The sequence below is a fragment of the Dysgonomonas sp. HDW5A genome (assembly GCF_011299555.1).
Lineage (GTDB): Bacteria > Bacteroidota > Bacteroidia > Bacteroidales > Dysgonomonadaceae > Dysgonomonas_A.
This window is the reverse complement of record NZ_CP049857.1, coordinates 2,108,803-2,133,924: the sequence shown is the minus strand read 5'-3', so window position 1 is coordinate 2,133,924 and position 25,122 is coordinate 2,108,803. Positions and strand designations below refer to the sequence as shown.

Annotated in this window: 18 protein-coding genes and 1 pseudogene; 10 read left to right on the top strand and 9 right to left on the bottom strand. The window is 36.9% G+C overall.

What is annotated here, in order from left to right:
* Positions 1 to 180 precede the first annotated feature (180 nt).
* Together dnaE and trxA are read left to right on the top strand one after the other, a co-directional pair.
* Positions 181 to 3,915, top strand: a complete 3,735-nt coding sequence (dnaE, locus tag G7050_RS08820) for a DNA polymerase III subunit alpha (RefSeq protein WP_166114091.1) — start codon at positions 181 to 183, stop codon at positions 3,913 to 3,915.
* A 70-nt stretch (positions 3,916 to 3,985) separates the two neighbouring features.
* Positions 3,986 to 4,303: a thioredoxin gene (gene trxA / locus G7050_RS08815; protein WP_166114088.1), complete on the top strand. Its 318-nt coding sequence runs from the start codon at positions 3,986 to 3,988 to the stop codon at positions 4,301 to 4,303.
* A 139-nt stretch (positions 4,304 to 4,442) separates the two neighbouring features.
* Here trxA and G7050_RS08810 read toward each other — a convergent pair whose 3' ends face one another.
* From G7050_RS08810 to G7050_RS08770, 8 genes and pseudogenes are all read right to left on the bottom strand, one after another.
* A complete protein-coding gene (locus G7050_RS08810; protein ID WP_166114085.1) occupies positions 4,443 to 7,814 on the bottom strand; it encodes a leucine-rich repeat domain-containing protein in 3,372 nt (1,123 codons plus the stop codon).
* Between the two features lie 226 nt (positions 7,815 to 8,040).
* Positions 8,041 to 9,153, bottom strand: coding sequence for an ABC transporter permease (locus G7050_RS08805; RefSeq protein ID WP_166114082.1), 1,113 nt, complete (start codon positions 9,151 to 9,153; stop codon positions 8,041 to 8,043).
* Between the two features lie 54 nt (positions 9,154 to 9,207).
* Positions 9,208 to 10,317: an ABC transporter permease gene (locus G7050_RS08800; RefSeq protein ID WP_166114079.1), complete on the bottom strand. Its 1,110-nt coding sequence runs from the start codon at positions 10,315 to 10,317 to the stop codon at positions 9,208 to 9,210.
* On the bottom strand, positions 10,314 to 10,841 hold the full coding sequence (locus G7050_RS08795) for an HXXEE domain-containing protein (protein ID WP_166114076.1): 528 nt from the start codon (positions 10,839 to 10,841) through the stop codon (positions 10,314 to 10,316). The genes G7050_RS08800 and G7050_RS08795 overlap by 4 nt, the downstream gene beginning before the upstream one ends.
* Before the next feature lie 12 nt (positions 10,842 to 10,853).
* Positions 10,854 to 12,508, bottom strand: a pseudogene (locus tag G7050_RS18005) (ATP-binding cassette domain-containing protein).
* On the bottom strand, positions 12,505 to 13,410 hold the full coding sequence (locus G7050_RS08780) for an HlyD family secretion protein (protein ID WP_166114070.1): 906 nt from the start codon (positions 13,408 to 13,410) through the stop codon (positions 12,505 to 12,507). The pseudogene G7050_RS18005 and the gene G7050_RS08780 overlap by 4 nt, the downstream one beginning before the upstream one ends.
* Before the next feature lie 19 nt (positions 13,411 to 13,429).
* Positions 13,430 to 14,689: a TolC family protein gene (locus G7050_RS08775; protein ID WP_166114067.1), complete on the bottom strand. Its 1,260-nt coding sequence runs from the start codon at positions 14,687 to 14,689 to the stop codon at positions 13,430 to 13,432.
* A 63-nt stretch (positions 14,690 to 14,752) separates the two neighbouring features.
* Positions 14,753 to 15,367, bottom strand: coding sequence for a TetR/AcrR family transcriptional regulator (locus G7050_RS08770; protein ID WP_166114064.1), 615 nt, complete (start codon positions 15,365 to 15,367; stop codon positions 14,753 to 14,755).
* Between the two features lie 686 nt (positions 15,368 to 16,053).
* Here G7050_RS08770 and G7050_RS08765 point away from each other — a divergent pair.
* From G7050_RS08765 to G7050_RS08745, 5 genes are all read left to right on the top strand, one after another.
* A complete protein-coding gene (locus tag G7050_RS08765; RefSeq protein ID WP_166114061.1) occupies positions 16,054 to 16,794 on the top strand; it encodes a hypothetical protein in 741 nt (246 codons plus the stop codon).
* Positions 16,795 to 17,223: 429 nt separating this feature from the next.
* On the top strand, positions 17,224 to 18,129 hold the full coding sequence (locus G7050_RS08760) for an ABC transporter ATP-binding protein (protein WP_166114058.1): 906 nt from the start codon (positions 17,224 to 17,226) through the stop codon (positions 18,127 to 18,129).
* The gene (locus tag G7050_RS08755) at positions 18,126 to 19,412 is read left to right on the top strand and encodes an ABC transporter permease (protein WP_166114056.1); all 1,287 of its coding nucleotides are present in this window, start codon (positions 18,126 to 18,128) and stop codon (positions 19,410 to 19,412) included. The genes G7050_RS08760 and G7050_RS08755 overlap by 4 nt, the downstream gene beginning before the upstream one ends.
* 156 nt (positions 19,413 to 19,568) lie before the next feature.
* Complete coding sequence (locus tag G7050_RS08750; RefSeq protein ID WP_255499285.1) at positions 19,569 to 20,456, top strand: bile acid:sodium symporter; 888 nt, start codon at positions 19,569 to 19,571, stop codon at positions 20,454 to 20,456.
* A 92-nt stretch (positions 20,457 to 20,548) separates the two neighbouring features.
* Positions 20,549 to 21,715, top strand: coding sequence for a hypothetical protein (locus G7050_RS08745; protein WP_166114053.1), 1,167 nt, complete (start codon positions 20,549 to 20,551; stop codon positions 21,713 to 21,715).
* Between the two features lie 150 nt (positions 21,716 to 21,865).
* On the opposite strand, the gene G7050_RS08740 is transcribed toward G7050_RS08745, so the two are convergent.
* Positions 21,866 to 22,444, bottom strand: a complete 579-nt coding sequence (locus G7050_RS08740; protein ID WP_166114051.1) for a phosphoribosylglycinamide formyltransferase — start codon at positions 22,442 to 22,444, stop codon at positions 21,866 to 21,868.
* A 156-nt stretch (positions 22,445 to 22,600) separates the two neighbouring features.
* Between G7050_RS08740 and G7050_RS08735 the strand changes: the two genes are divergently transcribed.
* Genes G7050_RS08735 through rnc form a run of 3 tightly spaced genes read left to right on the top strand, consistent with a single transcriptional unit; the run spans position 22,601 to position 24,974 of the window.
* Positions 22,601 to 22,837: an acyl carrier protein gene (locus tag G7050_RS08735; protein WP_050710464.1), complete on the top strand. Its 237-nt coding sequence runs from the start codon at positions 22,601 to 22,603 to the stop codon at positions 22,835 to 22,837.
* A gap of 19 nt (positions 22,838 to 22,856) precedes the next feature.
* A complete protein-coding gene (gene fabF, locus G7050_RS08730; protein ID WP_166114048.1) occupies positions 22,857 to 24,119 on the top strand; it encodes a beta-ketoacyl-ACP synthase II in 1,263 nt (420 codons plus the stop codon).
* Positions 24,120 to 24,974 (top strand): ribonuclease III, encoded by an 855-nt coding sequence (gene rnc, locus G7050_RS08725; protein WP_166114043.1) that lies wholly within the window; start codon positions 24,120 to 24,122, stop codon positions 24,972 to 24,974.
* Positions 24,975 to 25,122 lie beyond the last annotated feature (148 nt).

The window sequence follows — 25,122 nt, the reverse complement described above, 5'->3', positions numbered from 1 at the left end:
TTAAAAAAGCATTGATAAAATCAATAAAATATAGGTATCTTTTTTTCGATAAAAAGGGTACCTTTATAAAATCAAACACCAATATGCTTATCAATATTCGGTGATTGGATCAGAGTTATTTTAATGTATTCACCCAACAAAGCACTAAAAAGGTTTGCAACCTTTAATTCTTAAATATATATGGAACCCTTTATACATCTGCATGTACATTCTCAATACTCACTGCTCGACGGGCAGGCAAGTATTCAACGACTCGTTGACAAAGCCAAAGGAGATGGTATGAAGGCTTTAGCCTTGACCGATCACGGATCGATGTTCGGGATCAAAGAGTTTTACAACTACGTAAAGAAAAAAAACGCACCTGTATTTGCCGAAATAAAAAAAATTAAAGCGGCAATAGCCGAAGCTAAAGAAGGAAGTCCTCTTTTGGAGGAGTTGAACAAAAAGCTTCAGGAAGAAGAATCCCATTTATTCAAACCTATTTTAGGATGCGAATGTTATGTAGCCCATCGAAACCGCAAGTTAAAAGAAGGAAAACCCGATATGAGCGGCTGGCACTTAATAGTACTGGCTAAAAATCTGCAAGGCTACAAAAACCTGATTAAGATGGTTTCGCAAAGCTGGACAGAAGGCTTTTACATGCGCCCTCGTATCGACAAAGAACTACTCGAAAAATACCACGAAGGACTCATCGTATCATCAGCCTGTCTGGGAGGAGAAATTCCCAAAAAAATAACACGCGGAACCCCCGAAGAAGTAGACGAAGCCATACAATGGTTCAAGAATCTTTTCGGAGACGATTTCTATCTTGAGCTTCAACGACATAAAACAAGTCGCCCTGATGCTAACCTTGAGGTATATCCGCTTCAGGAACGTGTCAATCAGGAGTTGTTAAAATTAAGCGTAAAGCATAACGTCAAAGTTATTGCAACCAATGATGTGCATTTTATCGGCGAAGAAGATTCGGATGCCCACGATCGTCTGATCTGTCTCAGTACAGGAAAAGATCTGGATGACCCGAAACGGATGAGATATACCAAACAGGAGTGGTTAAAAACAACTGCCGAGATGAACGAGCTGTTCAAGGATATCCCTCATGTACTATCCAACACGCTGGAAATAGCCGAAAAAGTTGAATATTACTCGATAGATTCGGATGCTTTGATGCCATTCTTTGATATTGACCCTTCTTTCGGGACAGAAGCAGATTACAGAGAAAAGTTCACAGAAACAGATCTTATCACTGAATTCGGAGACAAAGAATATCATCGCTTAGGAGGATACGACAAAGTAATCCGAATAAAACTCGAAGCCGATTACCTGAAACACCTGACAATGATAGGTGCAGTAAAACGCTACGGAGAAAATATGAATGATGAAACTCGCGAACGTCTGGAATTTGAATTAGACGTTATGAAGACCATGGGATTCCCCGGATATTTCCTTATTGTACAAGACTTTATTGCAGCTGCTCGCAGAATGGGTGTTGCAGTAGGTCCGGGACGTGGATCGGCAGCAGGTTCTGCTGTAGCCTATTGCCTCGGAATTACCGATATCGACCCTATTAAATATGACCTTCTGTTTGAGCGTTTCCTTAATCCCGACCGTATATCAATGCCCGATATCGATATCGACTTTGATGATGATGGACGTGGAGAGGTTCTTCGCTGGGTAACAGAAAAATACGGACAAGAAAGGGTTGCCCACATTATCACATACGGTACTATGGCAACCAAATCGGCAATCAAAGACGTTGCCCGTGTTCAAAAGCTACCACTAGTACAATCTAACTACTTAGCGAAACTAGTTCCGGATAGAATACCCGATAAAAAGAAGGTAACCCTTAAAGATGCCATCGAATATGTACCCGAATTAAAGCAGGCTTCAAACAGTACGGATCTCATTATGCGCGACACGATGAAATACGCACAAATGCTCGAAGGTAACGTACGTAACACCGGAGTGCATGCCTGTGGGGTTATTATTGGGCAAACTGCTATTTCGGATACAGTTCCCGTAAGTACTGCCGAAGATAAAGAAACAGGAGAAACGATGCTGGTGACCCAGTATGAGGGATCGATTATCGAAGAAACGGGACTTATCAAGATGGACTTTTTGGGTTTAAAAACCCTTTCGATTATAAAAGAAGCTCTCGAAAATATAAAGCAGACTACAGGAGAAGATGTAGACATCAGTACTATTTCGCTTGAAGATGCTAAGACATACGAATTATATAGTCAGGGAAAGACAACAGGTACATTCCAGTTTGAGTCTGCCGGTATGCAAAAATACCTCAAAGAACTTCAGCCAAGTAAGTTCGAAGACTTAATTGCCATGAATGCCCTGTATCGTCCCGGCCCGATGGATTATATTCCTTCGTTTGTTGCCCGTAAACATGGACGTGAAGAAATAGCCTACGATATCCCGATTATGGAACGGTATCTTGACGATACATATGGTATTACGGTGTATCAGGAACAGGTCATGCTTTTGTCTCGTCTATTGGCCGACTTTACTCGTGGTCAGTCCGATGAGTTACGTAAGGCGATGGGTAAGAAGCTCATCGACAAGATGAATGCCCTAAAGGAGAAATTCTTAGCAGGAGGAAAGAAGAACGGACATGCCGAAAAAACATTGAACAAGATATGGGCTGACTGGGAAAAGTTTGCATCATACGCTTTCAACAAATCGCATGCAACCTGTTATTCGTGGATAGCTTATCAAACAGCATGGCTCAAGGCCAACTATCCATCCGAATATATGGCAGCCGTTCTATCTCGAAACTTGTCGAATATCACGGAAATCACCAAGTTTATGGATGAATGCAAGTACATGGGAATGAATGTACTTGGTCCGGACATAAACGAATCATATCTTAAGTTTTCGGTAAATAAAGCAGGTGATATACGCTTCGGAATGGCTGCCATAAAAGGAGTGGGCAGTGGAGCGGTGAATGATATTATCAAGGAACGAACTCTCAATGGTCCTTATAAAACTATATTTGATCTAGTAGAACGTGTAAATCTATCCTCTTGTAACAAGAAGAATATAGAGTCACTCGCTCTTGCCGGAGCTTTCGATAATTTCCCGGAAATTACCCGCGAACAGTTCTTTGAAACAAACGCTAAAGGTGAAACTTTTATAGACCAGCTGGTTCGTTACGGAAATATGTATCAGATCGATAAGGCACAAGCAACCAATTCACTTTTCGGTGGAGATGACATTGTTTTGCCTACTCATCCTGAAATTCCAAAAGCCGAAAAATGGTCAGACCTGGAACGTTTAAATAAAGAACGTGAGTTGATTGGTATTTACTTATCAGCCCACCCTCTTGACGAATACGCCATAGCACTTAAATATGGATGCAATGTGGGAATGGCTGACATTGAGGACAAAGAAGCTCTAAGAAACAAAGAAGTAACATTTGGAGGGTTGGTATGTGCTGCCAGAGAAGGCATTACCAAGAATGGTAAACCTTATATGATCATCAAAATCGAAGATTTTACCGGAAGTGGAGAAATTCCTTTATTTGGAGATGATTACATCAACTTTAGCAAATACGGGCGTCTCGGACTTTATGTATATGTAAAAGCCCGTGTTCAGGGACGAAGATTTAATGAAAATCAGCTCGAACTTAAAATCGTATCGATTCAGCTACTTCCTGATGTGAAAGATCAGGTTATTGAGAAGATAACCATAACATTGCCTATCCACGAAATGAATGCTCAAATGGTAGAAGAGCTTTCAACTCTGACTAAAAACAATGTGGGTAATTCATTGTTATATTTTGAGATTGTCGATGGTGAACGGAATATGAAAGTTGAACTCTTTGCCCGAGGTCTTAAAATTAATATCCGCAAGGAATTAATTGACTATCTGGAAGAAAACGAAAACATCGTATTCAAGGTAAATTGATTTTCCGTATCTCAGAGACTTTGGTTATATTTGTTATAAAATTAAACGAAACATAATAAACATTAGTAGTATGGCACTTGAAATTACAGATGCAACTTTTGAAGAAGTTTTAAAATCAGACAAATTAGTCGTGGTTGATTTTTGGGCAGAATGGTGTGGCCCATGTCGCATGGTAGGTCCAATCGTAGAAGAATTGGCTGTTGACTATGCAGACAAAGTAATAGTAGGAAAAGTAGATGTTGATAACAATGACGAGATTACATCTAAATTTGGAATCCGCAACATTCCTACCATTCTATTTTTCAAGAATGGAGAAATCGTTGACAAACAAGTTGGAGCAGCTCCAAAATCGGCTTTAGTAGAAAAAATTGATAAGCAATTACAGTAATTTATATTAAGCTGTGGCAAGTATAATTACAACCTATAGTTACAATTAAACTATGCTGTATTAGATAGCTAATGCTACTCAAATAAAAAAGCGACTAATTAATTAGTCGCTTTTTTATTTGTAATATATCCTTATATTCTTATTTCTTAATAATCTTCTGAGTATAAGATTTATTGTTGGTCTGAAGCTTCAAGATATATGTACCACTTGTCAAATGATTAACTGAAACCGATGAGCCGACATTTGTTTGACTTAATACTAATTTACCTGCTGTACTATAAATGTTCACTTCCGTAATAGAGCCCGGAGAGTCAAAGTATAAAACATCTGTCACAGGGTTAGGATAGATAGATATGTTTGTTGACTCCGACTCTAAAGATAAAGAAGAGCGAGTTGAGGGCAAGTAATCTGGCACATCCAATCCGTCTGCGGTAGGCTTATCCCAAAAAACAAACGGATTTTGCTGAGCAATTCTTAATAAATCCGTCATTGTTTTAGTATCATCGGGATACTCAATCATGTATTGAACGTAAAAGCCTCTTAAATATCCTTTAGGCAACTCATAAAAGCCATTGTTTGGAGACTGTCCCAGTTCTTTTTTCTCTATTTTAACTTCAAATACTCCATTTTGATGATTTTGATAAAGCGTACTCAAAAAGTTATAACTTTCCAACTCAGGATACCCTGAAACGTTGATGTATAATTTATAACCTAATTCTTCGTCAGTAAGTGGTCTGCAAAAGCGGATTGGGGCCCAATGATACAACTTGGTATAGACTATCTCTGGATAATCATGTAACACCGCATAACTTGTTCCCATAGGTAAAACAGCCTTTTGATTTAATCCTTCAAAGTCTCCTATAACTCCATTATATTGCACATTCATTCCTGTCTTATGGTCTTTTAGCTGAATGACTGCCGGATTATTCAATCTATCCCCTGTTGGTAATAAATTAAAACCGTATCTATTGATATATTGTGATTTGTAACCATTAGCCAAGTGTGCAACATCATTGTGTATAGTTTTATCAAACCAAGTCATGTATGATCTATTTTTAATAACAACCGGATTATTATTATCTGTTTCATTATATTGATCCGACAAATAAATTTTAATCTCATCCCTGGTAGCATTACCACACATAGCAAACAACTGCATTGTAGCCTGAACCGAAGGCTCTGTCCAAATATTATATATTTTAGTATCGCCTTCTAACAAACGCACTCGGCTATTCTTCCCAGAATGTATAGCATTTAGCCATAACCAATCCAAATGTATACGAGAATGATAAGTTCCATAATATTTCTCTATATTAGCCAGTTTCTCTTGCTCTGAAACTCCTTTTAGTTCATCAAAATAAGATAATCGTTCAGCTATATTATCTGAATTCTCAAACATCCATGCTCTCCAATGCCATAAATCAATTTGGGATCTCTTTATAGAATTGTTAGGTAACCACGAATAGTTTATATATGCCTGCTCTTCGTATCCCAAACTAGCAATATCCGTTGGACTTGTCATAACTTCATTTTTGAATGCACTATTCATCCAATAATATTCTCCTATGCGGACTGCTTCATAATCACCTTTTATTGTTTGACCTGAATCTTCAGTATAATGTAAAGTTACTTTTTGAACTGGTCTGGGAGCTGCTTCTATAAGAAAATCCTTCCATTGATAAGCAGCTTTATATAATTCAACACTTCCTTCCGGAACAATTAATTTACAGGTAGTTTTATTTACACTATTAAAAACATTTGCCCCTAATGCAGGAGGAAAAGGATTTAGACTAACCAATGTATTCAATTTACCACACTCCTGAAACCCACTTGAACTAATATACTTAAGTGATGCAGGCAAAGTAATCTCAGTAATAAAACTCCAACGGAAAGCCTCTGAACCGATACTCTCTAAAGTAGCAGGGATAGTTACCAATCCTTTGAATCTTGCAAAAGACAAAGAACCCAATTCTTTTAAATTATGAGGCAAAATTACAGACGAAACAGAACTTTCGAAAGTATAATTTCCGATTTGAGTTAAAGAACTACAGTTAGATAGATCTAGACCGGACTTTACATTTAAATTGGAAAATGCATAAGCTGACAATGACTCTAAAGAGGTACAAGAAGAAAAATCTAAAACATCAATAGTAGCTTCACGGAAAGCATTAAAACCGATTGTTTTAAGTGAGGACGGCAAAGACAAGGAACTCATCTTACTCCAACGGAAAGCCTCTGAACCGATACTCTCTAAAGTAGAAGGGATAGTTACCGATCCCTTGAAGTATGCAAAAGACAAAGAACCCAGTTCTTTTAAGTTATGAGGCAAAATTACAGACGAAACAGAACTTTCGAAAGTATAATTTCCGATTTGAGTTAAAGAACTACAGTTAGATAGATCTAGACCGGACTTTACATTTAAATTGGAAAATGCATAAGCTGACAATGACTCTAAAGAGGTACAAGAAGAAAAATCTAAAACATCAATAGTAGCTTCACGGAAAGCCTGATATCCAATAGACTTTAAACTGGATGGTAAAGACAAAGAAGCCATCCTACTCCAACGGAAAGCCTCTGAACCGATACTCTCTAAAGTAGAAGGGATAGTTACCGATCCCTTGAAGTATGCAAAAGACAAAGAACCCAGTTCTTTTAAATTATGAGGCAAAATTACAGACGAAACAGAACTTTCGAAAGTATAATTTCCGATTTGAGTTAAAGAACTACAGTTAGATAGATCTAGACCGGACTTTACATTTAAATTGGAAAATGCATAAGCTGACAATGACTCTAAAGAGGTACAAGAAGAAAAATCTAAAACATCAATAGTAGCTTCACGGAAAGCATTAAAACCGATTGTTTTAAGTGAGGACGGCAAAGACAAGGAACTCATCTTACTCCAACGGAAAGCCTCTGAACCGATACTCTCTAAAGTAGAAGGGATAGTTACCGATCCCTTGAAGTATGCAAAAGACAAAGAACCCAGTTCTTTTAAGTTATGAGGCAAAATTACAGACGAAACAGAACTTTCGAAAGTATAATTTCCGATTTGAGTTAAAGAACTACAGTTAGATAGATCTAGACCGAACTTTACATTTAAATTGGAAAATGCATAAGCTGACAATGACTCTAAAGAGGTACAAGAAGAAAAATCTAAAACATCAATAGTAGCTTCACGGAAAGCATTAAAACCGATTGTTTTAAGTGAGGACGGCAGACGAACAATCTCCATTACTCTCCAACGAAATGCTTCACTAGGTATCGTTCCATTTACAATATCAACATCTGACATATCCAAAACCTTAAGTAAAGACATTTGTTTAATCGTTGCAAAGTCGGCATCATTAATAGTACCGGTAAGAATTAATTCGCCCACTTTTGTTTTATCATCTCCCAAAGAATTAGCCAAGGTTCCAGGCACCGACACATCAATATTTTTTGATAATTGTGCTTGCAAATAAGTTGTACTCAGAAAGAAACTGAGTAACACTAAAAGAAATTTGTTGTTCATTTTGTTAATGTTAGTTTATAATTAAAATGTGGAAATGTGTTTGTATGTATACAAATAGATAAAATAGTTCATATTCGACTATGAAAGTAAGATTTCACCTCATTTCTTATGTTAATTTTACACAAAAATAACAACTATAAACAAATAAACTCCTTTTATTCTAATAAATTTCCTTTTGGAGATTTCTGAATAACTATTAATAAACAGATTATAAAGAATATATAATCTAATTATTCTTTCTGTAACTAATCACTGCCCAACCGTTAAAAAAGACAGCAAAGCAACCCAAAGCAACCATCTGCATAGTAAGGTCAACAATACCGCTCCCTTTTAAATAAACCATTCTCATGACCTGTATAAAGTACTTCAAGGGATTAAATGTAGTAATAGTCTCTGCCCATTGAGGCATGCTCGAAATCGGAGTAAAAAGACCACTCATCAAAATAAAAATCATAATAAAGAAAAACATGACAAACATAGCCTGCTGCATTGTATTAGAATAGTTGGAAATAACCAGCCCCAATCCTGAAACCACCAGAATATATAAACTGGCAAAAAAGTAAAGCGTAACCAAACGCCCCGCAGGCACTAAGCCATATACGGTAGCCGCCAAAGTTATACAAAGAGTCAGAGCCAAAAGCCCAACAGTCCAGTAAGGAATAAGTTTTGCCAAAATAAAGGTAAGTTTATTAACAGGTGTAACATTCATCTGTTCGATAGTGCCTGTTTCTTTTTCTCCTACAATATTCAATGCCGGTAAAAAACCGCATAGCATAGTCAAAAGCGTAACCATTATTGCAGGAACCATAAATACTTTATAATCCAGATGAGGATTAAATCGATTTTGAGGCACAATATTTATTACAGGCAAAGTCGCCATCAGGGAAGACTGCTTCCACTCATCTCTTATTTCGGTCGCATAATCCTGTAATATCACAGACAGATAAGCAGTGCCTAAACCACCTTTCATTCCATTTACCGCATTAGCAGAAATCATAACATTAGCCGCTCCTTCTTTAATCAAATGTTTCTCGAAATTGGGCTGAAGCTCTAAAATTATATCAGCCTTATCGGACTCTAAACTTTGTAAAGCTTCTTCATTCGACGCCGATACATTTGTCAGATTAAAATATCCAGAAGCTGTTACTTTCTGTATCAGACGTTCAGAATAAACACTATGATCATTATCCACAACACTTAAACGCAAGTTTTTTATTTCCTGATTAGCAGCCCACGGAAATACAAGCATCATCATTAGAGGCATAGCAATAATCATTCTGGGAAGAAATGAATTCCGGAGAATCTGCTTAAATTCTTTTTCTAATAGAAATTTTATCATGATTAAATCAACTTAAGTTATCGGCTATCGAAGCAACAAGAAAGTGCTGTGACCTTAATCAAGCCTTGTCTTGAAATTTTTGAGACTTACAAATATTAAAAAAACGAACATCCCTAACAGAACGGACAGTTCTTTATATACAGCAGTGATGCCCAGTCCCTGTATCATTAATTTTCTTACCGCTGAGATATACCATTTTGCGGGAATGATATCCGATACCCATTGCAGAATGACAGGCATACTTTCGATAGGAAATATCATTCCCGACAGAATCATAACAGGAAGTATCATCCCCATACCCGATACCAGCATAGCAGCAACTTGCGTTTGAGCAATAGTTGAAATGAGTATACCCAACGATAATGCCACCATTATAAAGAGTAAAGAAATACCGATCAGTGAATAAAAATTTCCCGTTACCGGCACTTTCAAAATATAAACAGACAGCAAAAGTATTGTGGTGAGATTTACCATGGAGATTACAAAATAGGGTATTGCTTTCGCCACAATGATATAGATGGGTTTCACAGGCGAAGCCAATAATATTTCCATAGTACCGGTCTCCTTTTCCCGGACAATAGAGATAGAAGTCATCATAGCACAGATCAACATAAAGATCAACCCCATTACTCCGGGGACAAAATTATATGCACTTTTAATCTGTGGATTATAAAGCATCCTTACCTCGGGCTTTATCTGAATCGGAATTTTAGCCCCTTCTAGAAGCTCTTGTTGATAAGAGTTTATTATGTTAGTAGCATATCCAGTAAGAGTTGTAGCCTGATTGGGGTCTGTAGCATCTGCAATCAACTGAACGGATGCCTCACCTGTATGCAGGAGGTTTTCATTGAAATTTTCATCGAATACAATAACCAGATTAATATTATGATCTTTTTTAAAGATCGAATTAATTTCATCCGGATTATTCAACATCTTTACTACATGAAAATACTTGCTGGCGTCCAACCGATTGATTATACGCTCGGTTGAAATATCTTTCGACGGATCGAATACAGCCACCTGCACATTACGCACCTCGGTTGTTATCGCAAAACCAAAAAGGAGCATCTGTATAACCGGAATACCCAATATAATCATCATGGTTCGTGTATCACGAAATATATGATAAAATTCTTTTTTTACAAATGATAGAAATTGTTTCATTCAATTGATATTTTTTTATCGAACTTCTCTGCAAGAAAATGAGCGAAGAGGAGATTTAGCACCATAAAAAAGACTCCTGCCAATGACAGCAAAATAATTTCGGATACAGTAAATAAATGACTCCTCAATACGATTATAAATCCCCACATGCAATATGGTAAAGCAAGTATGGCAGTGACTATGGCAGGTATATATCTTTTCAGTACCATCCATTGAATAATATGGATAAACAGATGAATAAAAAATGCCATGAATACTGCTAGCCAGATACTATAATAGTCAAAATAAAAAGCTGCAAAAGTAATTATGCTCAACAATACAAATTCCTCAAAAACAGCGACGGAAAATGCAGCAACAGACAATGCTTCCATACGTGGCAATAAACGTTTTGCTAAGAATGGAAAACGCTTTTTCAAATAGGGACTATTCTTAGTAACCCATGGTTTGAAGAAAATTATTTCCTCAAAGTCATGTATCATAAATACAATGGGCAATAGCCAAACTACTATTTGAAATTCGTTCATATTTAGGCTCGTTTAGTTATCCGATCGTGTTGCTTTTCTGGCTAATTGCTGAAATACCTCATCCATACTATCTGCTCCGAATTGGAGTTTTAAATTTTTAGGGGTGTCCAAAGCCTCAATTTTACCATCCACCATAATTGAAACTCGGTTACAATATTCGGCCTCGTCCATATAATGAGTCGTAACAAAGACTGTAATGCCTCTGTCGGTCGCCGCATAAATAAGCTCCCAGAACTGCCTGCGGGTTACAGGGTCAACACCTCCTGTGGGTTCATCCAAGAATACGACTTTAGGTTCATGAAATATGGACACAGAGAAAGCCAGTTTCTGTTTCCACCCTAAAGGTAATTCCCGAACAAGTGTGTTACGCTCACCCAGAAAACCCAACTCATCTAATATCTCATCTGTTTTTGCGGCTATAAGCTTTTCTTTCATCCCATAGATTCCTCCAAACAGGCGGATATTTTCCCAAACCTTTAGGTCTTCGTATAAAGAAAATTTCTGACTCATGTAACCGATATTTTTCTTCACTTTCTCAGATTCTTTCTCAATATTATATCCTGCGACAAAGCCTTTGCCCGATGTCGGATGGCTCAATCCGCACAACATACGCATAGCTGTGGTTTTCCCGGCACCGTTAGCACCCAAAAAACCGAAAATCTCACCCTTATCAACGCTGAACGATATATTATCGACAGCCGTGAATGTGCCGAATTTCTTAGTCAGGTTTTCAGTATATATTACAGATTCATTCATCATCTTGCATTTTGTGCCAATTGCATATAACAATCCTCGATATTGGGTTTAATTGCATATATTTCTATTTCGTGATGACCTTTCTCTTGTAGATATTCTTCCAAATCGACCATTTCAAGCTCATCTTTGACGGTTATATGATGCACTTCACCAAAAGTAAAACAGGTTTTGATACCATTGTACTGTCTCAGATCATAGAGTAACCTAAACATCTCGTTGCTTTTTACTGCCCAAAGCTTTTCGGGAAATCTTTCTATGATACTGTGTGGTGTATCGACCTGAAGAAAAGATCCTTCTTGAATCAAAGCAATACGATCACACAACATAGCCTCATCCATATACGGCGTGGAGACCAGAATCGTTATATTTTGCTCTTTCAATTTACGGAGCATCTCCCAGAATTCTTTTCGCGAAACAGGATCGACACCTGTCGTCGGTTCATCCAAAAACAGAACGGTCGGTTTATGAATTAAAGCACAGCTGAGTGCCAGTTTTTGTTTCATTCCGCCTGATAGTTTTCCCGCCCGACGATCTTTAAATGGCTCTATTTGACTGTAAATATCTTTGATCAGATCATAATTCTCTTTTATTGTGGTATTAAAAACAGTTGCAAAGAATTCGAGATTCTCCTCTACCGTTAAATCCTGATAGAGGGAAAATTTTCCGGGCATATACCCTATCCTACTACGGATTTGCTTGTAATCTTTAACAATATCCAAGCCATCAACCGTGGCTGTTCCACTTTCAGCCAATAAAAGTGTGGTAAGGATACGAAATAAGGAAGTTTTGCCGGCTCCATCGGGACCGATAATACCGTATATCTCTCCCTGCTCAACTTCAAAGCTGATGTTATTCAAGGCTTGGATATCGCCGTACTTCTTATTTATATTTTGTACTGAGATTGCAATCATGGATTTAACAGCTTTATCTCGCCATACATTCCCCTTTTGATATAACCATCGTTCTTAACGGCTATTTTCACCGCATACACCAGATTGGCACGTTCGTCACGTGTTTGTATTGTCTTTGGCGTGAATTCGGCTTTGTCGGATATCCACTTCACCGTGCCTGAATATTCTTTTCGATCAGCTTCGCCCAAATCCGAAAACACTCCTACTGTCTGACCCACCTTCAACTGTGTCAACTGGCTTGCTGTAATATAAGTGCGGAGAATCATATTTTCGATATCACCCACTTTGAATAAGGCTTTACCCTGTACAGCCAATTCGCCTTGCTCCGCATATTTAGACAGTATAGTTCCTTTTATAGGACTCTTAATTACCGATTTTGCTATCTGATCTTCGAGTTGGGCAACCTGTATTTGCATAGAAGAACTTTCTTCGGAGACTCCCCTGTTGGAGTTCATCAAGACTTCGGTCTGTGCAGCCAATTGTTTTTCGAGATAAAGAATCTGAGCATTGATATCATCCAACTGCTTTTGATTGGCTGCATTCGATTTTATCAGATTTTCGAAACGTGTCCGTTCTTTCTTCTGGGTTATAATCTGCTGCTGTATCGCTGCAATTTGTCGGGGAACATCGGTTTGTTTACTTTTTACCGCCTGATTACTAGCCAACAGTTGCATCTTTTTGAGGTAAAGCTGCGTAGTGTCAATATATCCCAAAGGTACATCGGGATTTACAATCTGACCTTCTTCCAGATTCAGTTCTAATATTTTGCCATTAGCTTCCGCAGAAACAATCACTTCTGTCGTCTCGAATATTCCCGAAGCATCATAATCTCCGTTTTTGCTGCCACAGGCTACGAATAAAAATGTAATGGCTAAAAGGAATGTTGTTTTTATAGTTCTCATATATTTCAGTCTTAACCGTTCAATTATTTGTTGTATACTTCAAATTATAAATGGATAGTAAAAGCTCTACCTCGTGCTGGATTTTATCTTGCTTTGCCAAATCCTCTGCGTTTATCTCGCGCATAAGATCTGTTACGGTGAGCATGCCGTTTGCCACTTTTACTTCTGCCGCTTTCTTTACATTATTACGGAGGATTATTATTTCATCATCATATTTTAACAAATCTCTGTTTTTCTTAATTTCGCTCTGCTCTTGTGTTACTTGCAGATTGGTGTTGAACAGAAATGTTTCTTTCTCGGCAGCGAGTGAACTTTGGCTGGCTTCTATAATTCTGCGGTCATTTTTTTCGGTATATAATCCGCCGAAATTCCACGACAAACGAACCCCTCCTATATAATAGGCAGCAAACTTATCCTCCAGCATATTCAAACCGGGTCTACCATATCCGCCTGTTGCAAACACACCCAACTTAGGCATATATCCGGTCTTTATTAATTTCTTTTGTGTTTCGAGATCAGTTTGTTGTGCCTCGAATAAACGTAATTCAGGACGTTCGATTTGTCCCGTTATCAACTGAGTACTTGTATTCGGTTTCTCCATGATCACATTCTCGTCAATTGGTTCACCAATTAATGCCGCCAGCATATCTATATATGCTCTCCTGTTTGACATCAACTGTGTCTGAATTTGTATTGATTTCAATTGCTCTACTTTTATGGCATCCAAATCCGACTGATTGGCAACTCCATTCTGAATATAACTCGATATGAGATTAAAATTCCGTTCCAGTTCTTCCTGAAGCAATTGGTTCTGTTTAATCTTTCCATCAAGCAAAAGAATGCCGAAGTACAGCTGGTTGACCCTATCATTTATTGAATACAGATTTACTTCGAGCTGTTTTAAGGCTACTTCAGAAGTTGTCTTTGCCATTTCCTTTTTAGAACTGATAACTCCCCCATCCCAGATCGTTTGGTTTACATCCAATGTAACTCCGTACTGGTCTTGACTCAATGGTCTTATATTAACACCCGGCACAGATATGGGCAAATGCGGAACATCCGATTGGTAAGTGGCTTTTGCCGACATCGAGAACTGAGGTAAATAACCTTTACCTGCATTAGACAGGTTATAATCTTTGGTTTTCTCTATCAGATCATACCTCTTAATCAAAGGATAGTTCTTCTTTGCTTTTTCGTGGCATAGCTCTATAGTCAATTGACAATATGCAACCGAATAGCCACTTAGCATAATGCACAAAACAAGTAATATTCTCTTCATATTATACATTCTATTTTCAAACACTTCTGTTTAACAAAATTGTTAGTTTAGTTATAAAAAAAATCAGATTTTCAATCCATTTATAATAAATTGAATATTATTCTCTCTTCTTTGTTTCAAAAGCTTCTCCACTTCATTATTGTTTCTTTTTATAATCTGCAACAAAGGCATTGCTAAAAATGTAATCGCATTCAGTGCAATTATATTCATTAACAGTTCGGTAGGACGAATAAAACGAATAGTTCCATTTTCCACTTCAGCATCTATTCCATCCTTCAATCTTTTCACTATCCCTTTCAGTTTAGGAAACACGCTTTGAACCAGCATTTTCTTTCGCCTGTCATTCGTGATTATTTCTCCATAAACAAAGAATAACAACCGTGGATTGGCAGCAATAAAATCGAAATGAGTACCTATAGCTAATTTTAGTTGGTCGAAAAAAGATAGATCCTGATTAAATGATTGCGAGAATGATTCCGCCAAAATACGTATCTTTTGCTGAAAAACCATTGTAAATAAGTTTTCCTTTGTCCTGAAATAATAATGAATCATTGCATGGTTCACCCCGGCACGCTTGGCAATTGCAGTAGTCTTTGCTCCGGCAAATCCTTTCTCCAAAAATTCTTGCTCTGCTGCTTCGAGAATTGTTTGTTCAGTCGTTATATCTTTCTTTTCCATTATCAACTTTTCTGTTTAACAAAATTGTTAACTGTGCAAATATAGAAATAATATTTCAAACTGACCTCAGAGTATTTCCGTTTTTTCCAGTATAACAGAGAATGGCTAGTAACTTGGTTTACAACATGCTGTTTGTGAGATCAAAAGATAACAGTTTAGACAAATTAACAGTAAAAAAATATTTTTTAACAAAAAAAATATCGAGAAAAAATCTACATTTGCACCTCAAAACTCTGGGGAAAAATCCAAAAACTTTTTATGGTTTTGGTAAAAGCATACACACTAAATGTATTTATGCAAACGACACTAACCATCTATAATTTATTTATTTATAAATTCGGTAAAATTGAGAGAGATATTTTTTAGGTTTGATTTCTAACGATTTGTATTCCGATCTGTATGTCAAGGAATTAGAGCGACAATAGCTTAATTAAATTCCACACACTTTTATATGGCAATAGCTACTTAAAATAAATACCCGTAATTTTTTTTCGGGAGATTATTTTGTGTTCGCATGTTTACATCGGATATGGCTTAGCTATGTAATCTGGCTACTGCTTTTTCTCAAATTTATAGGTTATCCACCCCAGAGACTATTTACAGTTTAGACAACAACACTACCTAAATATTATATGCTGTTGTTTGATTTATTATTTGTCAAACTATTTAATTTTCTAAAATCATTTATGATTAAAAAAGCTTTATTCATTTTAATTTCTTTTTCCTTGGGATCTTCATACGCCCAAGTTGGGATCAATACTGAGAGCCCTCAAGCCACCTTACACATTGAAGGAGATTTAATTATTAAGAATACATCTCCAAAAAGTGCTAACAATGCTAATCTTAAACCCTTATTTGTAGATCCTGAGGGGCATGTTGTAAGATCAGTCGCAACCCAAGCTATCAGCCCCATTCTTGCCATTCAGACCAACAGGCTAATGCTGAGTAGTTCTTCCGACCCTAACACATTAACTGTTTTTAATGATGGATCTCGTCAATCGTTTGATTTCATTGCATCCGATATTTTAATAAACAATTTGGGGATAAATATACAAAATGGCTATATAAGGATTGCCGAAACCGGAATATATCAGATAAGTTCTTTGATTAATTATGTAATTGGAACGTCTACAACGGGTAGTAATGTTTTTATAAATATATCTTTACAAAAAAGCAGTAATAATGGAGGTACATGGTTCGATGTAGTTGGATATAGACCTATATTTAATATTAATTGGACTACCGGGCAAAGCACTCCGGCGATTCTTCCTACTGTTATTGCCTCATTGTCTCAAGGCGATTTGCTTCGCTATTCATTCTATAGAACCCGATCCGGGACAACCTTGCAAGGTAGCCCGATCACCTTTCTTAGTATAGATGCAGTTTACTCGACACCTTCTGCTTCGATATCCATAGTTAAGCTTTAAAAATACCCTATTTATTTTTAACCTTCCCTGATCAAAGGGAAGGTTAAAAACGATATTAATTCCTGACTGGAAAACACATTTTAAGGCACCTTTTATCTAAAACTCCTATTTAAGTTTCATATAACAATTGTTGGTCTATTTTATTCTTTATATCAAGAGTTTGCTTAAATTTTATAGAAGTAATTTTGATTATCTCTTCAGAGTTGTTATACTTGAACGGATAATAAAAAATTCGAAAACCTTAACCTGAAGATAGTGTTCGTTAATTATCTGTTAGTCTCGCAAATTTATACTTTATAATCTGGAATAATAAATTAATTTCGTAATCTGACAGTTTAAACAACAAATCAATATTAAAAAGATTAATACCGATGTGACTTTTTCACAGAACGTACCACTAATTATATAGAAACAACACCTTAACAAAATATGATATACCTAGAAGCCAGAAATATAATTAAGCAATATGCAAGCCATAGAGCACTCAACGATGTAAGTATACAAGTACCAAAGGGCAAAATCTATGGTTTACTGGGTCCTAACGGAGCCGGAAAAACAACTCTGATACGGATCATAAACCGGATTACAGCACCCGACAGCGGTGAAGTTTTCCTCAATGGCAGAGCATCCCTTCCTTCCGATATATATAATATCGGCTATCTTCCCGAAGAGAGAGGTCTCTATAAAAAGATGAAAGTAAAAGAACATGCTTTATTCTTAGCCGAGCTTAAGGGCTTAAAGAAACACGAAGCCAACCGAAGAATAGATGAATGGTTTGAGAAATTCAATATCACTTCATGGAAAGACAAAAAGGTCGAAGAGCTATCAAAAGGTATGCAACAAAAAATACAGTTCATAACGACAGTGATTCACGATCCTGAATTACTGATATTGGACGAACCTTTCAGCGGATTCGATCCTGTTAATGCCGAACTATTAAAGAAGGAGATACTCGAATTGAAAGAAAAAGGAAAAACAATTATTCTTTCAACCCATAACATGGAGTCGGTCGAAGCCCTTTGTGACGAAATTACACTCATCAATAAATCGCAAGTCGTATTACAAGGAAATGTGAAGGAGATTCGAAACAAATACAAAAAACACGTTTTTACCGTCACTGTAAGTGGAAACGACTTTGACCTTCCTTCCGAATTATTTTCGTTGGAATCAAAAGAGTCTTATTTTGAAACCACCAAAGTAAGAATCAAAAAATCAGTGCAATCAACTAACTCCGAGATTCTCAGGGAAATCACCAACAAATACGAAGTACTCTCTTTTGAGGAAGAACTGCCATCTATGAACGAAATATTTATTCAAACAGTTACAGCACTATGAACGCATTAAGTATTATAATAAAGAGAGAATATCTTTCACGAATAAAAAAGAAGTCATTTGTGGTACTCACCATCTTAATGCCACTTCTTATGGCTGCATTAGTATTTGTTCCCCTGTTGTTATCAAATATCAAAGATTCTGAGACCAAACGGATAGCGGTAATTGATAACACCGGAAGATATGCTTCACACTTAAAATCATTCGATCATTACACATTCGAAATAGTAGGAGGTAATCAGGAGGATAATTTAAAAACGAAAGTAGGAAAAGACTTATTCGGAATACTCGAAATAACCGGCGACTTAACAGAAAATTCTGCAGCTGCGGCTTTTGTTTCCGAAAAACAAGTTCCTTTAGATCTACAAGGCTATATCAACAATACGCTTTCGGAGATTGTAAAATCAGACAAAATAAATCTTCTGGCACAAAAGGCAGATATAGATACCCAAGTAATGGTTGATATACGCCATGTTATTGAGACCTCAGGAAATATAAAAGTAACAACACTGAGATGGAGTGAGGATGGCTCCGAGAAAGAAACATCTACTGATATTGCAGCGGCTGTCGGAGGTATTTTCACATTCATCATGTATCTGTTTATACTTATGTACGGAACAATGGTTATGCAGGGAGTCGTTGAAGAAAAAAGCAATCGCATTGTCGAAGTTATGATTTCGTCTGTACGTCCTTTCGATCTGATGATGGGTAAAATTATCGGAATAGGACTTACCGGCATTACTCAGCTCTTCATCTGGTTCGGAATCTTTGCAATTATCCTGGGATTAAAAAGCACACTATTTCCGGCTGCCGACATCCAGAATATATCTTCTCAATTAGGTAATATACAGATGCTATTTTCGATAAACTGGATCGAAATCATTATCTATTTCTTACTCCTTTTCATCGGAGGATATCTTATCTATGCATCGCTTTTTGCTATGTTCGGTGCAGCGGTAGATAATGCACAAGATACACAACAGTTTGTTATGCCTATAACGCTCATATTTATGTTTTCCTTTTATGTAGGTATATACAGCCTACAAAATCCGGATGGCCCGCTTGCTTTCTGGTGCTCAATGATACCACTGACATCTCCTATCGTAATGATGGTGCGTATACCTTTCGAAATTCCTTTATGGGAAAAAATCCTATCTATAGTCATATTATATGTAAGTATTTTCTTTGTTGTAAAATTTGCGGCAAAAATTTACCGTGTAGGAATCCTTATGTATGGAAAAAAGCCAACTATTAAAGAACTTATCAAATGGTTCTCTTATAAATAAAAATCACTAATCTTTTGATTAAGGTCACAGACCTTTTTATTGCTTTGACGAGTATTCCAACTTAAAAAATGCCCGAACGATTCTGTCGGGCATTTTTTTATTTAAAAGAAATATTTAAACCTATCTTTGTATCGAACTAAAATAACGAGAAAAAAGTTGAGAAAGATCAAATCATATATGATGCCCATATCAATGATTACAGGAGCCTTATTTTACTCCTATTTATCGGAGTTATCATTTTTGACCCCTTACCTCATCTTTTTTATGCTGCTTATTACATATACCAATATATCCATCAGATCAGTTAGGTTCTCGATGCTGCACCTATGGCTTTTGGCAATTCAACTGTTAGGAAGTATCGGCGCATACCTCGCCATACGCGGTATAGATCCCATTATTGCCCAAAGTGCAATGATTTGCATCTTAGCACCTACTGCCACTTCGGCTGTTGTCATTACAGGCATGTTGGGAGGTAATACCGCCAGCCTGACCGCTTTCAGTTTACTTAGCAACCTTACTGTTGCCGTGGTTGCACCACTATTGTTTACTATAATAGGAGGGCATTCGGGCTTTTCCTTCTGGGAAGAATTACAAGAAATTACACTGCGGGTATTCGTATTATTACTGCTACCGTTCTTTCTGGCTATTCTCTTAGGGAAAATATCACCAAAAACTCATCATAAAATAAAGACATCTCAGTCTTATTCATTTTATTTATGGAATATTGCCTTAATGATAGTAACTGCCCGAACTGTTAATTTCCTACTGCTCGAAGGTAGTAATCACGTTCAAACATCACTAATAATTTTCGGATTAACCCTAATAATTTGCATTGTACAATTCTACATTGGAAGGCTGTTAGGACGGCGATATAGCGACACTATCGCAGGAGGACAGGGATTGGGACAAAAAAACACTATACTTTCGATCTGGATGGCACAAACTTACCTGAACCCAATTGCATCAATCGGACCGGGAGCCTACATACTTTGGCAAAATATAATCAACTCAAGTCAGGTGTGGTATAAGCAAAGACGAAATTGACACATTTTCACGGGGTTAACACTTTTCTATTTTTTATCTCAAAGATTTGTGTTAAATTTGTAGGCTCTAAGAATAACTAAAGCGTATAGTTTTTGAAGCATACCTTAACAAAGAATCCGGTTAGATGGATCGAAACGAATGCTCTTTTTTTAACAGAAATGAATAAGAAGATGAAACTCTCAGTAACAATAGTTCTGCTTTCCATAGCATCATATGCTTTTGCACAAAGCCCCAACAGGGATTCTCGCAGTACTAAAATTGACGAGAATGAAAAAAAACGTCTTGAAAATCAGTTCAAATCACTAAATACATTTTACATAAACGACGATGGATTAGTCGTTTATCAAACTCAAAGTAGTTCAACAACTCAAAAAGAAGAAGAAACCCCAGCTGATACAACATCCCATACTACCTCCACTCCTCAGAATGTTAAAACTGAAGAAAGCGAAAGTAATTACCTAATAAAAGATGATAGTGAAGATACAAAAATCACTCCTATCGAAAAACCGTTGAGTACGCGAATCGTTTCACCAGCAGAGCCAATCAGAACAGAAGCAACAACACAAGAAAAAGCTCCTGTAAGGTCTAGCATTATACGAAAAGAGGCGTTAAAACCAACAGAGGTTTTAAGCCATAAAGAATCCGCAAGCAATAATGCTACTGAAACAAATACAGAAGTGGGGACAAGATCTACTACGATTAAAAATTCACCAATTACATTAGCAAACGAAGAACAAGCTGATAATGTAACCGTTACCAAGGTAAATACAAACAACAATCAAATCAGTAAAGAAGCAAATAAAACGGCTCAAACAAAGACTACCTCCAAAAAGACATCGGTGTTTAACAAAAAATATACACCTCAGTACAAAACAATGGAAGAAGCTGCATTAGCAGTAGAAGCATTACTGGAGGACCTTCGAAAAGAACAAGCACAAACAACAAGTGCAGGTTCTATGTCGTCACGCTTATCCGGCGGAGCCGGTCGTGCCACATTAAGAAAGAAGCCGGCAACAAACCCATCTTATGCCAACAATAATTCAGACAATACTACAACAAACATAACAAACGTAGTAGATGAAGAGACTTCGGAATTCGGACATGAGCCTACCTACTTCATCAACGGAAAAGAAGTAGACAAGATCGAAGTAAACAGACTTAGAAAGAAAGAAATAATTAATAAAGAAGTACGCACCAGAAATACTGTATCAGGAAATCCAAATGGAGAAGTATGGTACGAGGTAAAATACGATAATTAAAAAGACACTCTATAATATAACGAAAGAGCGAAAAGTGAATCACTTTTCGCTCTTTTTTCATTTTGAGATTATAAGGTCACAGACCTTTTTATAGCTTTGGCAAGTATAACAAATATAGATTGTTGCAACTATAAAATATACCAATAAATTTTATTCGTTACTTAATTTAGCTATTACTGAGTCGATTACAGGAGGGAAATGAAGATATTCCAATTGATGAACCTTTTCGGCTACATTTTGAAATGTATCATCCGACAAGACCTCACATTTGGCCTGAAAAATGATATTTCCTTCGTCATAGTTCTCATTAATATAATGAATTGTTATTCCTGATTCGGATTCTCGGGCAGCAACAACAGCCTTGTGAACATTATCTCCATACATACCTTTTCCGCCAAACTTAGGAAGTAGAGCAGGATGAATATTCACTATTCTCTGAGGGTAGGCATCAATTAAATTTTGAGGTACTTTCAATAAAAAACCTGCCAAAACAATGAAATCTATCTGATTTTCTCTTAAACAATCAAGAACCAAATCGGTCTTTTCAAAGTCATCTTTAGAAAAAGTTATCGATTTTATGCCTAAAACTTCTGCTCTCTTATGCACAAAAGCATCTGCTTTATTCGATATAATCAGGCTTACTGAAGCACCCTCTTTATTCTTAAAATAATTGCTAATATTCTCAGCATTAGAGCCGGATCCGGAAGCAAAAATAGCTATATTGACCATAAACGGGTTTTAATTGACTTTGCACACAAAAAGAAGAAATGTGCAGTTTTAACGAATTTTCTGTCCAAAATATTTGTTTCGTATTAATAAAATACGCTTACTTTGCATCGACAAAATTAGAAATAAAATTTAATTATTCATTAAAATCAAAAAGTTATGTCTGACGTAGCATCAAGAGTTAAAGCAATTATCGTTGATAAATTAGGTGTTGAAGAAACAGAAGTTACAAATGCTGCTAGTTTTACAAACGATCTAGGAGCTGACTCACTTGATACAGTAGAACTTATCATGGAATTTGAAAAAGAATTCGGTATTTCTATTCCAGATGATCAAGCTGAAAAAATTTCTACAGTAGGAGACGCAGTTTCTTATATTGAAGCTAACGCAAAATAAAAATTTCCACAAATAATTTATGGAATTAAAAAGAGTAGTAGTAACGGGTTTAGGTGCAGTAACACCGCTGGGCAACGATGTGCAAACCACATGGAACAATGCAATCAACGGAGTTAGTGGAGCTGGACCCATTACTCAATTTGATGCGTCGAAATTCAAAACACAGTTTGCCTGTGAGGTGAAAGATTTTGACGTGGCGAAATATCTTGACAGAAAAGAAGCACGTAAGTGCGACAGATATACGCAGTTGGCTATAGCTGCATCAGAAGAAGCAATTGCTGATTCTGGACTTAAGTTCGAAACTGAAGATTGTGATAAAATCGGTGTAATTGTATCTGCCGGAATAGGTGGTATAAAAACATTTGAAGAGGAGGTCGGATATTATTTCCAAAATAAGGAAATGGGACCTAAATTCAATCCGTTTTTTATACCTAAAATGATTGCTGATATTGCATCGGGACACATATCGATGAGACATGGTCTTCGCGGACCTAACTTCGGAACAGTTTCGGCTTGTGCATCATCTACCCACAGTGCAATTTCGTCTTTTGACATTATTCGCTTAGGTAAAGCAAACGTAATGGTAGTTGGTGGCGCAGAAGCCACTATTTGCGAATCGGCTATTGGCGGATTCAACGCAATGACTGCTCTGTCGACAAGAAACGATTCTCCGGAAACAGCATCACGTCCGTTTAGCGCCAGCCGCGATGGATTTGTAATGGGAGAAGGATCGGCTTGTCTTATTTTCGAAGAGTTAGAACACGCATTAGCTCGAGGAGCTAAGATATATGCAGAAGTTGTAGGTGGAGGAATGTCGGCTGATGCTTATCACTTGACATCATCTCACCCGGAAGGACTTGGAGCTAAGATCGTAATGAAAGCAGCCCTTGAGGATGCAAACATGAAACCTGAGGATATCGACTATGTAAATGTTCACGGAACATCTACACCAGTGGGTGATCCTTCGGAGATCAAAGCTATCAAAGAGATATTTGGCGACTCAGCTTATAAACTGAATATCAGTTCAACAAAATCAATGACCGGACACCTTCTTGGTGCAGCCGGAGCAATGGAGTCTTTATTTTGTGTACTTTCTGTACAAAATGATATCGTACCTCCAACGATCAACTTCACTGAAGGTGATGAAGATCCCGAAATTGATTACAAATTGAACCTGACATTTAATAAAGCTCAAAAAAGAGAAGTCAGAGCTGCCTTATCAAATACATTTGGTTTTGGTGGACACAATGCATGTGTAATCGTAAAGAAGTTTAATAAGTAAGTGCTTAAGAAACTATATCGAAATATAAGGCTTCTTCCTAAAAAAGGGAAAGAGCCTTATGTTTCGTTTTATAAGATACTAAATTTCTATCCATACAATATAACATTGTATGAGCAAGCATTATTGCATAAATCATCGTCTATCAAACTGAAAGACGGAAGATGGATCAACAATGAGCGTCTCGAGTTTCTAGGAGATGCCATTCTCGATGCAATAGTAGCTGATATCGTATTTAAGGAATTCGAATACAAGAAAGAAGGCTTCCTTACCAATATGAGGTCGAAGATTGTTCAGCGCGAAACTTTAAACAAATTAGCACTCAATTTAGGACTGGATCGCCTTATAAAATCTTCTGCAAAAACCGGCAATCACAAAACGCACATGTATGGTAATGCTCTCGAAGCATTAATCGGTGCGATTTATCTTGATCAAGGCTACCGTATTGCCAAAAAATTTGTACATGAAAGGCTTATCGTTGAACACCTGAATATTGAAACGGTTGCCCAACAAGAAGTAAACTTCAAATCACGTCTGATTGAATGGAGTCAAAAAAATAAAATTCCAATTGAGTTCAGACTTATCGAATCATTTACAGACGACAATAATAATCCGATATTCTATACGGCTGTTGACATATACGATCAAGAATCGGGTACAGGTCGTGGCTATTCAAAGAAAGAATCACAGCAAAGGGCTGCAGAAGAAGCTTTGGATAAGATCAATATGGATAAAGAGTTTACCAAGAGTATCTTCATTCTAAAAGAAAAAGAACTTGAATTATCTTTATCTGAGACTTCTGAACCGGGTATTCCCTCCGTATCATCATCTCCCAATCAAGAAACTGAAGAGTCATAAACAGTCTTCTTTTTAGACCAATCAGATTTAACCAACTGATACACTTCACAAAACCGATCAAATCATAAACAAAGACGAAATACGAATGTTATATTAATAGTAGGCTATTAATATCATATATTCATTTAGTAATCAATTAAAACGGACA